At 67.5% G+C, this 10,078-nt stretch carries 10 protein-coding genes, 1 tRNA gene and 1 pseudogene; 8 read left to right on the forward strand and 4 right to left on the reverse strand.

The window, feature by feature from the left end; translation table 11 throughout:
- Positions 1–1,667 (forward strand): DUF4132 domain-containing protein (locus GTW67_RS12880; RefSeq protein ID WP_161164950.1); only part of this gene is annotated, 1,667 nt, incomplete at its 5' end.
- A gap of 80 nt (positions 1,668–1,747) precedes the next feature.
- Positions 1,748–1,939, forward strand: a complete 192-nt coding sequence (locus GTW67_RS12885; protein WP_237518819.1) for a hypothetical protein — start codon at positions 1,748–1,750, stop codon at positions 1,937–1,939.
- Between the two features lie 8 nt (positions 1,940–1,947).
- Here GTW67_RS12885 and GTW67_RS12890 read toward each other — a convergent pair whose 3' ends face one another.
- Together GTW67_RS12890 and GTW67_RS12895 are read right to left on the reverse strand one after the other, a co-directional pair.
- Positions 1,948–2,490, reverse strand: a complete 543-nt coding sequence (locus GTW67_RS12890) for a MarR family transcriptional regulator (RefSeq protein WP_161164956.1) — start codon at positions 2,488–2,490, stop codon at positions 1,948–1,950.
- Positions 2,491–2,505: 15 nt separating this feature from the next.
- Positions 2,506–2,712, reverse strand: a pseudogene (locus tag GTW67_RS12895) (CopG family transcriptional regulator); the annotation flags it as partial.
- 204 nt (positions 2,713–2,916) lie between these two features.
- Between GTW67_RS12895 and GTW67_RS12900 the strand changes: the two are divergent.
- A complete protein-coding gene (locus tag GTW67_RS12900; RefSeq protein ID WP_161164951.1) occupies positions 2,917–3,846 on the forward strand; it encodes a phosphotransferase family protein in 930 nt (309 codons plus the stop codon).
- 50 nt (positions 3,847–3,896) lie between these two features.
- Here GTW67_RS12900 and GTW67_RS12905 read toward each other — a convergent pair whose 3' ends face one another.
- Positions 3,897–5,255 carry an NsdA family TPR-like regulatory protein gene (locus GTW67_RS12905; RefSeq protein ID WP_161164957.1) on the reverse strand — a complete coding sequence of 453 codons (1,359 nt, stop codon included), beginning with the start codon at positions 5,253–5,255 and terminating at the stop codon, positions 3,897–3,899.
- Between the two features lie 263 nt (positions 5,256–5,518).
- Here GTW67_RS12905 and GTW67_RS12910 point away from each other — a divergent pair, with 263 nt between their 5' ends.
- The 3 genes from GTW67_RS12910 (at position 5,519) to GTW67_RS12920 (ending at position 7,570) form a co-directional block, all read left to right on the forward strand.
- On the forward strand, positions 5,519–6,079 hold the full coding sequence (locus GTW67_RS12910; protein ID WP_346010638.1) for a bifunctional DNA primase/polymerase: 561 nt from the start codon (positions 5,519–5,521) through the stop codon (positions 6,077–6,079).
- Positions 6,069–6,389 carry a hypothetical protein gene (locus tag GTW67_RS37640; protein ID WP_237518820.1) on the forward strand — a complete coding sequence of 107 codons (321 nt, stop codon included), beginning with the start codon at positions 6,069–6,071 and terminating at the stop codon, positions 6,387–6,389. The genes GTW67_RS12910 and GTW67_RS37640 overlap by 11 nt, the downstream gene beginning before the upstream one ends.
- Before the next feature lie 287 nt (positions 6,390–6,676).
- Positions 6,677–7,570, forward strand: coding sequence for a DUF4231 domain-containing protein (locus GTW67_RS12920; protein ID WP_161164952.1), 894 nt, complete (start codon positions 6,677–6,679; stop codon positions 7,568–7,570).
- Between the two features lie 926 nt (positions 7,571–8,496).
- Here the strand turns inward: GTW67_RS12920 and GTW67_RS12925 are convergent.
- Positions 8,497–8,568, reverse strand: a tRNA-Arg gene (locus GTW67_RS12925).
- 158 nt (positions 8,569–8,726) lie between these two features.
- On the opposite strand from GTW67_RS12925, the gene GTW67_RS12930 reads away from it, so the two are divergent.
- Positions 8,727–9,221, forward strand: coding sequence for a response regulator (locus GTW67_RS12930; RefSeq protein WP_161164953.1), 495 nt, complete (start codon positions 8,727–8,729; stop codon positions 9,219–9,221).
- Between the two features lie 95 nt (positions 9,222–9,316).
- The coding region (gene nrtL, locus GTW67_RS12935; protein ID WP_161164954.1) for an ArgS-related anticodon-binding protein NrtL at positions 9,317–10,078 on the forward strand (762 nt) is incomplete at its 3' end.

Genomic DNA, 10,078 nt, shown 5'->3' on the forward strand with positions numbered 1-10,078 from the left:
GCACCGACGCCATCCGGGCCGGCGAGATCCCCTACCGCGCGGACAAGGCCTTCACCGACCGCGAGGTCACGACACTCGGCCAGGCCCTGCGGGTGGCACTCCTGCGCGACGAACCCTGGCTGCCGGCGTTGTTCGACCGCCTGCTGCCCGGCACGGCCCTCGCCCCGCCCCCGGCGAAGACCCTCCCCTCCCAGGCCCTCCTCTACGAAGTGGCCCGCGCCGCCCAGGACTTCCCGACCCCCGAGCTGGTCACCGCGCTCCGCACGGTGCGCCGGACCGTGCGGCACGCGGGGGTGCCCAAGCAGCTGGACAAGATGCTCAAGAAGGCGGACGCGGCCCTGGCCGAACGCACGGAGGTGGCACTCCGTCTCCCCAGAACGGACTTCGACACCGACGGAGTCCTGCGCCGCCCGGCGGGCGCCTACGAGGCGGTCGTCACGGTCACCGACACGGCCACGCTGACCTGGGAGAAGGACGGCCGCCCACTGCGCGCCGCCCCCGCACCGGTCCGCCGCGACCACGCCGCCCTGGTCAAGGACCTACGCGACCTGGTGAAACGCCTGAACGCCCAACTGGCCACTCTCCTCCGCGCCTTGGAGGGCGGCTTCACGGTCGACACGACCCACCCGTACGCGTGGTGGCGCACGGAACTGGCCGGCCACCCCCTGGCCCGAACCCTAGTAGGCCGCCTGATCTGGGAGATCGAAGTCGCCCCCGGCGAGTGGCGGGCAGTACTCCCCGCGACGGGCGAGGCCCTCCCCTCCGCGCCGGCCGACGCCTCCGTACGCCTCTGGCACCCCCTCCGCGCCACCCCCGACGCCGTACGCACCTGGCGGGACCTGCTCACCGAACGCCACCTCCGCCAGCCCTTCAAGCAGGCGTTCCGCGAGACCTACGCCCTCACCCCGGTTGAGGCAGAAACGCGCGTCTACTCCAACCGCTTCGCCGCCCACCTCGTCCACTACCGCAGGATGTTCGCCCTGTTCCGCGCCCGAGGCTGGCGGAGCAACCTTCTCGGCCCCTGGGACGCGGGAGACGGCGACGAGGCCGACCGCACCTTGGCGGCGGGGGAGTGGCGGGCCCGCTTCCACCACACCTGGTCCGCATACGCGGGCGACGACGAACTGGCCACGACCGACCAGGTCCGCTTCGACCGCCGCCGGGACGGCACCTGGCGCGAGTCCCCGCTCGCCGACGTACCCCCACTGGTCTTCAGCGAGGCCATGCGCGACGTGGACCTCTTCGTCGGCGTGACCTCGATCGCCACCGACCCCGACTGGACCGACGAGGGCGTCCACCGCGCGTACTGGGAGCGCACGGCGTTCGGCGAGCTGCCGGAGACGGCCCTGGCACGCCGCGACGCACTGGAACGACTCCTGCCCCGCCTGAAGATCGCCGACCGCTGCACGCTGGACGGCCGCTTCCTCCGCGTCCGAGGCGATCTCCACACCTACAAGATCCACCTCTTCTCGGCCAACGTCCTGAGGGACCCGGACGACCGCTACGTGTGCATCGTCCCGTCACACCGCACGCCGACCGACCGCACGGTCTTCCTCCCCTTCGCCGACGAACGCCTCGCACTGATCCTCAGCAAGGCGTTCCTACTGGCCGCGGACACGACCATCACCGACGAGACGATCCTCCGCCAACTGAACCGGGGCACGTGATGGCCACGGTCACATTCCGAGACGAAACGGCAACGGGCAAGCGCCTAGCTGAGCGAAAGCGGACCGGCCTCCCGGACCGAATGACGGTCCGAGAACTGATAGCCCTAAGACCCCGGCAGGACACCCCCGTACTCTCCGAACGGGCCTTCCTGACCAACGGCTTCTTCATCCTCACCGACGACCACCAACTCGACTCCCTGGACGAGGTGGTGGACCTGACGGGATCCCCCACCCTGACCTTCATCAAGCTGGTCGCCCTGGCCGGCGGCTGAGCCGCGCGTCAGCCGGCGTCGCCGTCGGCGGTGCGCCGCCGGACATCGGCCATGAGCTTGTCCAACAGGTGCATGAGCACAGTGCGTTCACTCTCCGACAAGCCCTGCACCAGCGAGGCTTCCCAACCGAGGACGGCATCGACGGACCGTTCGATGAGCGCGTGACCGTCGTCCGTGAGATGGACCAGAACGGTACGGCGTCCGGCGCTCCCCTGCGTGCGCCGGACGAGCCCTTCCCGTTCGGCTCGGGCGACACGCTGTGAGATCGCGCCGGCCGTCACGAGCGTCCGCTGGGCGATCTCACGGGTGCTCACCGAGTAGGGCGGCCCGGAACGCCGAACGACGGACAGCAGATCGAGAGTCGCCGCATCGATCCCGGCCTCCCGCAGCACCCGCCCGCGATCGTCGGCGAAGAGCTTGGCCAGCCGCCAGACGGGGGTGACGATCTCGATGGACTCGGTGGGCGTACCGGGCCGCTCCCGCTGGCAGGCCTCGGCGATCCCAGCGGCGGAATGCGCGGCCCCGGACCCTGATGCCGCACTGCCGGACACGCTGCGGCCCCCTGTTCTCAGGGCTTGGATCTCTTCGTCCGTAACGGGGCCGTGCTCGGCCTCAGCCACGGCGATCAGTTCGTTGAGGCTGTCCCGCTCGACCTGGCGAGCGACGGCCGCAGCCACATAGGCGGACAGGCCGGCGGACCCGCTGCGAGCCTTGGCGGCTTCGGCAATGTCGCGCGGCATGGTGATCGAGTACTTCCCGGTGGGCTCGCTCATGCCACTGATCCTGCCGGTCATCATGCCCCCGTTGGGGATTCGAACCTGCGCCCGCGGCTCCGGAGGCCCGAAGGAATGTGAGCGGCTCCGGGTGGCTGACCTGCGGGGAAGCAGGAGAACAGCGCCGCTCCGCTTAAGATCATTAAGTCCGTACTGTGCGGGCGCCCTGTCAGGGGGCTGCGACTGCGCCGTATCGTCGGAGGCATGATCTCGGGCAGTAGCGGGGGAGCGGTCGGCGGCGGTACGGAGTTCACGGCGGAAGGCGTGGCAGTCGTCCTGCGCGAGGCCTGCGAGGCTGCCGGACTGGACGCGACCGGGGCGGAGTTGCTGCGACTGGGCTCCAACGCGGTCTACCGACTGGCCTGCTTACCGATCATCGTCCGTATCGCCCGTGACCCTGCCGTCCTGCCGGAGATGGAACGGGCCGTCGCCGTGGCGCGCTGGTTGGAAACGGTCGACTTCCCCGCCACCCGGGTTCCAGCCGGTATCGCCCAGCCCATCGTCGTCCACGGCCTGGTCGTCACTTTCTGGGAGAGCGTCCAGGAACGCGAGGAGTACGCGACGGTCGGTGAGCTGGCCGACCTGCTCCGCCGGCTGCACTGGTTGGAAGAGCCCCAGTCGCTGGGGCTCCCCTACTTCGACCCCATGGCCAAACTGTCCGCCTCACTGGACGGCCTGGGTGCCGTCTCCCAAGAAGACCGCTCCTTCCTGGAGGAACGGGCGGCGAGGCTGGGCAAGGAGTACGACCGGCTGGACTTCGTGCTCCCCTACGGGATGATTCACGGGGACGCCAGCATCGGGAACATTCTTCGTCACCGGGACGGCCACGCTGTCCTCATCGACCTCGACGGATTCGCTCTCGCCCCACGCGAGTGGGACCTGATCCAGACTCCGCTCTTCTACGACCGGTACGGCTGGCACACGGCGGCGGAGTACGCCGACTTCGTGCACCGGTACGGCTTCGACCTCATGAACTGGCCCGGCTACGAAACCCTGGCTGATCTCCGGGAACTGATGATGGTGGCGTGGCTCGGTCACCAAGTCGCGGTGAGCGAGCGCTCTGCGGCAGAGTTCGCCCGGCGGGTTCAGTCTCTGCGGACGGGAGAGGGGCGCAAGAAGTGGGGCCCCTTCTGAGAAGCGGCGGTCACTCCCGGCGTGATCGGTAACTTCGGTGCGGCGCGCCCCTACCGCCCCGCAGCAGCCCACAACCTGTTCTCGCCGGCCTGTCCCGCAAGGTCACGCGCTGCGCTGCTCTGTCCGAAGGCGCTCAGATTCCGGCGGAACTCGGCAAGGTAGCTGACGCACCGCGCCGACTTGAGCTGCTCCCCGAGATCCAACGCATCGAGTGCCACCCGGCACGCCTCCTCGACGTCCCCGGCCCGCAGATGGGCATCCGCCAGGACCATGGTCGCGAAGAAGTCGCTCCGTACGTGGCTGCCGCTCATGGCGTTCTCTGCGTGAGCGACGGCTCGGCGGGCGCTGTTGACGTCCCGGAAGCAGTGGGCGGCCTCAGCGGCAAGCTCGGCACCGTCGAAGTAGCTGATCCACTCCGGCTCGTCCTCGTTGTTCCGGCTTTCGAGAGCCTTGGTCGCCGCGCTCAGGGCGGCCTCGCAGGCAGCAACGTCACCGGTACGCGCGAGTGCGCGGGCTTCCATCGCGTGGAACTGGGCACGCAACGTCGGCGTGGCTACCGGAGAGATACCCATGAGGGCGGCACGAGCGAGGGTGGCGGCCTGCGTGTATCGCCCCAGGAAGGTCGCTTGGTGGCTCATCGCGGAAAGGATGCTTCCCGCGAGCCGGCGGTCGTTGGCGTCTTGGGCGAGACGGAGGGCCTGGAGGAAATACCGCTGGGCAAGCCCGTGGTGACAGGCGTCGTAGGACATCCACCCGGCAAGGAGGGTTGCTTCCGCCACGGTGGAGAACAGGGCCCTGCCCACTTGCTCGGTGTACCGGCCCCGTAGGAGTGGGGCCACGTCGTTGCTGAGGTACTGGATCAGCGCACGGCGCGCGTGATCTCCGCCGAACTGGTCGTCGAGCTGGGCGAACATGTCCGCCGTGGTCTTTATTGCTGCCACGTCGCCGAGACTGACTCGGGCACCTTCGCTCCGCTGCCGGGGGATGCCGGGCTCGGGTGCGACCAGCCACCGCAGGGATGCCTCACTCCAGGCCGGTTCGGATGGCTCCGCCGTAAGCAACGGGTCGTACTGGTTGAGGTCCGCACGCCACAGCTGGCGCACCGTCTGAATGGCGTCGTCCGGGCTTGCGGGGTACGCGGCGTCGAGCAGTGCGCTGTCCTGGAGCTTGGCCTGGTTCAAGCCGAGTTCGGCGGCACTGGCGGCGAACGCTTCGCACAGCAGCGGGCCGTAGAAGTCGTCCGGGGTGCTGTGGCCGTTCTCCCAACTCGCGATACGCCGCTTCACGCTGGCGTCCGACGGGAGTTGGTGGCCACGCTGGGCGGCGGCCTGACGTAACTCCCTGACCAACCGCGGCTGACTCCAGCCCCGGCCCGTGCGAGCTTCGCGTAAGCGGACACTGGTCGGCATCAAGGCGGCCTTCACTCCTCGCGTGGTGCCGGTGTGACGGCGCGGGATTCCGTCACTGACTGTACGCGCTGGTCATCGCTGCGTGCAGGCAGTGACCCGGGATCGTCTGAGAGGAACGGGGAGGACGGGGGATGACGCCTCATGCCCGCCCGCGTCATCCCCCGTCACCTCTCGTCATCTGCCCAGGTCAAGGCCTGGACCACGAATCTGGACGCACAGCGGGCACCAGGGCCGCTCCATAGTCCTACTGAGGGTGAGACGACGTGCAGAGGATGACCAGGCGGGGCATCGAGTGGCTGTCTGCGGCGGCGGACGATCCAGCGGCGTGCCGAGAGATGTGGGCGGACGACCCGCGAACGCCCTGCCTGCTGGCGACCGGCCGCTTCTTCGACGTGGTGAGCGTGGACCAGCGCCTCGGACTGGAGATGTTCGACCGGCTCTTGCGCAGCGGCTTGCCATTCGGGCCCTCGGTCGTCGACCGCAAAGCACAGCGTGTCGGCTTCTTCCTCGGCTCGAACAGCAGCGAGACCTTCACGCGCTACCTCGCTCGTGAGACCTCCTCCCCGCCGGCCTACCGGTACCTCGGCCAGGGATGCGCCGTCGTCGTGCCCGGCCCGATCCCGTTGTCCGGCGACCGCTACCAGTGGCTCCGCGCACCGATGCGCCGACCGGAAGCCAACCCGCTGCGCCCGGTCGCCCTGGCGACGGCACTGGTGGCTTCGGCAGAACTCCTGGCGAGGCTCGACCGCTTCGACGAGCAGTACCCCACTCCGTACGCGGCAGTCGCCGCACTCCCCGAGGAGCCGTCCATCGATGCAGGGTGAGCCGACCGATGGTCACGACGCTGCCACCTGGTCGCCCCTCTATGGCGACGGATGGTACGCGGCCCGCAACGCGACCACTGCACTACGGGACGTCCTCGTCCGCGCGGGCCTGGACAAGGACTTCCCCTACCTACGTGCAGACCTGAACGCCTTCGGACACGGTTTCGTTGAGTTGGGCCGGGTGTCCCCCGCTACGGCCGAACGCCTCGCGGAGCTCTTGCGCCTAGCGCTCGCAAGCGGCTTTCGCGTGGCCTGTGAGGACCATGGGCGCACGCCGGTTGCCACCGACGGACACGAGGGCAGGGACTGACGTCATGACAGACCGGCGAGGAGTGGTGGCCCGGCGCGCGGAAGATCCACCCCTTGAGTGGTGACGCCTGTTGCGCGCCCCCACACTCCCCTGTGCTTCTGTCGTCATGATCCGAGGAGATCAGTGCTTGACATGGCGTGAATACTCTCGGTCATCGAACAACTTGAGAAGCAGCTGCAACATTGGCCGCCTGTTTTCCCGCAAGCGACGGTGCGGCATTGTGAGCCATTGAAACTATCCGTACTCTCCCAACGCATCGAATCAGCGAGTCGGAGTACGGGGGTGCTGTGACCAGCGGGCAAGATGGTACAGGCGGACGCGCGCGCTCGACCGGGAGTACTGCTCACACCTCTTCTGTGTTGACAGAAGAGGAAGAAAGATGCTTACAGGAAGAGTATCGGAAACGTGTAAAGGTATTTGACGAGATTGAAGACGATCTGCGGGCGTCCAGAACCTTTCAGCGAATCTTCGTGCTGTGCCTGTTTGGTGCCGTAGCGCTAGCCTTTTTGCTTGGCTACACGGTGATAGTTGGACTTTGGGAGTCGAAGCCGAATTTCACACGCTGGGCTGGACTGGTGATTGTCCTAGGGCTCTGGATTGCCCTAACTTGGACAATCTGGAAGAATCGGAAGAAAATTGTCAGTCGCGCCGGCTCTCTCCGCAACGCGTTACAGGATCGCCAGACAGCCGCCGCCCGCCTGCCGCTGGACTCTCCATCCGGGCTTCGTATCTATCGCGAAGCCTCACTCGATCTTATTGCCCAATATCGAAAGGGGGCCAGTAGGAATCGGCGGATCCATAACGTATTCCAATTATTGATCATTAGTGGCTCCATCGTAACGTCGACCCTCACTGCCATGAATGAGGGTAGCAACAAAGTTCTCGCTATTTGCACGTCAGCCCTAAGCGCATTGGTCGGCATCTCGGCTGGCGTTACCGGATACTTTAAGTTTCGAGAGCGCGGCTACAACCTTCAATCCACTGCGGATGAGATTGAGAAGCATTACAACGCGTCTCAGTTCATGCTTGACGACTATGCGAGCCAGAATGGCGCGCCCCTGGCTGAAGTAGACCGCCTTCGTCTCTTCGCCAGATATGTGGAGCGCCTCAAGGAAGAGCAGCGAAAGCGTGAACTGCAACTAGAGCAGTCGAGCTCGGCTCGCGAGGAACGGTCCAGTTGATCCTGCTAAGCGCGTCGTCGAGCCTACGGAGAAGAGGCCGTGACTGTAATGTGGCGGTGGCTGCTAGCACCTATAATTCAGTGGCGTTCTCGTCGGCTAGTGATGCATCACGGCCCATCGCTGAACTATCAAACAGCATGGTGTCTGGTATTGCTGGCTCAAGATCCGGCATCCCTTCCCTATGTGCGTCGATTATGGCATCAAAATCAACGTCGAAATTCTCATGTAGGCGTTATGGTGGACGTCTGGGCTCAAATAACCGAAGCGGAAAGGGTGAGGCGGCTTAAGTGGCTGCAACGCCATTCCGAAACGCCTCTGTATAGGTTAGGCATCACGGAAGAGTTGATCGAGCTAGCTGGACTATCCGTCACTGAGTGGTGCTTGCCGCCTAACTGCCCGGCCGCATCCATCGTGGTTCAGCAGCGTGGCCGCAGGTCTGAGTGACTCTGCCGAGGCTGTGCCGACCGGCCAGACCTGAGAGCTGGCGGTTGCCCTCCTGGCCAGAGAGTACCGAGCCGGCCGCCTCCATAAGTGCCCGCAGTCTGGATGCCTGGAGCGTCATGGCCCTGCGCCGGGCGTCGATCCGACCGAGGTGGCCGAGCGGGCCGGCAACAGCGTTGAGGTCCTGCTCACCCGCTACGCGAAGTGCCTCGACGGGCGGCAGATTGTCGCCAACCGGCGCATCGAGGATCTGCTCCGCGAGTACGACTGACACCACCCGATCGCGCCCGAGGCCCTTGGCATCCTGTCCGGGGGCCTCGCCGTTTTCGACGGCTCACCTGGGACAACGCTTCAAGATCCCGTCCACGCCTCGTCCACAGACCCCGACGTACGGCCACTCCGGGCTGCATCCAGCTGCACATACGCGAAGACCCCGTCCTCAGCGTTCTCGCTGATGGCGGGGTCTTTAGGCACCTTCTTCGAGGTGCCCCCGGCAGGATTCGAACCTGCGCACACGGCTCCGGAGGCCGTTGCTCTATCCCCTGAGCTACGGGGGCGTGTCGGCCGGGGAGCTGTTGCTCGCGGCGACGGGTAGAACACTACCAGCTCGGTCGGGGTGGTCATGAACGGGTTTTCCGTCGCCCAGGGGCCCTTCTCGTCGGGGTGGAAGCGGAAGGGAGGCGTCAGCGGGCGGGGGTGATGTCGCCCGCGTGGGGTGGAAGTGGGGAAAACCCGGACGCGGCGGCCGGGGCGGACCTACTCTCGAGTTGTGCCTAGGGCTTCTGGCCGAGTTCTTGTTGTGGACGACAACAAGGTCATCCGGCAGCTGATCAGGGTCAACCTCGAGCTGGAGGGCTTCGAGGTCGTGACCGCGGCCGATGGTGTCGAATGTCTGGAAGTGATCCATCAGGTGCGGCCCGACGCCGTCACCCTGGACGTGGTCATGCCTCGGCTGGACGGGATCCGGACCGCCGCGCGGTTGCGAGCGGATCCGAGGACCCGGGGCCTTCCCCTCGCCATCGTCAGCGCCACCTCCCAGTACGAGGTCGGTGATGTCGGTACCGAGAGCGGTGTCGATGCCTTCCTGCCCAAGCCCTTCGAGCCCGCCCAGCTCGTCGCCCTCGTGCGGCAACTCGTCGACGGGCGGGGGCATGTCGTCGGGGCCGGAGGAGAGGGTGAGGCGGCCGCTCGTCGGGAGTCGGCGGGGTAGTCGAGGCGGAGGGTCGCCGCGGGGTTCCGTCCACATCCCGGGATTGCCGTAAACCGGTTCGCTTACCCACCCCCCTCCTCCCATACGCTTGACCCGTGACCCCCGTAGAGCTCTCCCGCACCGTGCTGCACGCGGTGCGTCGCGCCGTCGACGCGGGGGAGCTCCGGGTGGACGTGCCCGAGCGGGTCAAGGTCGCTCCGCCGGGGCCCGGAGGGTGTGGCGACTACGCCACCAACATCGCGCTCCAGCTCGCCCGGCCGGCCGGGCAGACCCCCCGCCGTGTCGCCGAGGTGCTGCGGCCGTACCTTGTCGACACCGAGGGCATCACCGACGTCGTCCTGACCGGGCCCGGGTTCCTCAACATCAGCCTCCACGGCACCGCCCCCGCCGTCCTCGTCGAGGAGATCCTGCGGCACGGGACGCGCTACGGGTACGCCGACGCACCCGACGGCCGGGTCGTGCAGCTGCACTGCCCCCACGACCTACGTGCCGTCGTCGTCGCCGAGGCCGCCGCCCGCATCCTCCGTTCCCAGGGCGCCCTCGTCCGTACGAGCTGCGCGGCCCCCCTCGCCCCCGAGTGGACCGCCGCCCTCGGTGTCCGCGTCGACGCGGAGGGGCCGGCGCCCGCGGAGCTCGCCGTGAACGTCCGGCCCGTCCCCGTCGCACCCGGCGATCCCGACCCCCTCCGCCTCGGGCGCGACGCCGGCCGCTGGGCCCTGCTCCACCCCGCGCCCCACGACCGGCCCCGCACCGGCGACGAACATCTCGTCCAGCGTGAGAGCAACCCGCTCTTCCGCGTCCGGTACGCCCACGCCCGCACCCGCGCGCTCGCCCGCAACGCCACCGACCTGGGCTTC

Origin of the sequence: Streptomyces sp. SID5910, assembly GCF_009862125.1 — a bacterium.
GTDB lineage: Bacteria > Actinomycetota > Actinomycetes > Streptomycetales > Streptomycetaceae > Streptomyces.

Coding starts and splice junctions, on each gene's coding strand:
- GTW67_RS12885 (WP_237518819.1), top strand. CDS start 1,748: ATGACGGTCCGAGAACTGATAGCCCTAAGACCCCGGCAGGACACCCCC.
- GTW67_RS12900 (WP_161164951.1), top strand. CDS start 2,917: ATGATCTCGGGCAGTAGCGGGGGAGCGGTCGGCGGCGGTACGGAGTTC.
- GTW67_RS12905 (WP_161164957.1), bottom strand. CDS start 5,255: ATGCCGACCAGTGTCCGCTTACGCGAAGCTCGCACGGGCCGGGGCTGG.
- GTW67_RS37640 (WP_237518820.1), top strand. CDS start 6,069: ATGCAGGGTGAGCCGACCGATGGTCACGACGCTGCCACCTGGTCGCCC.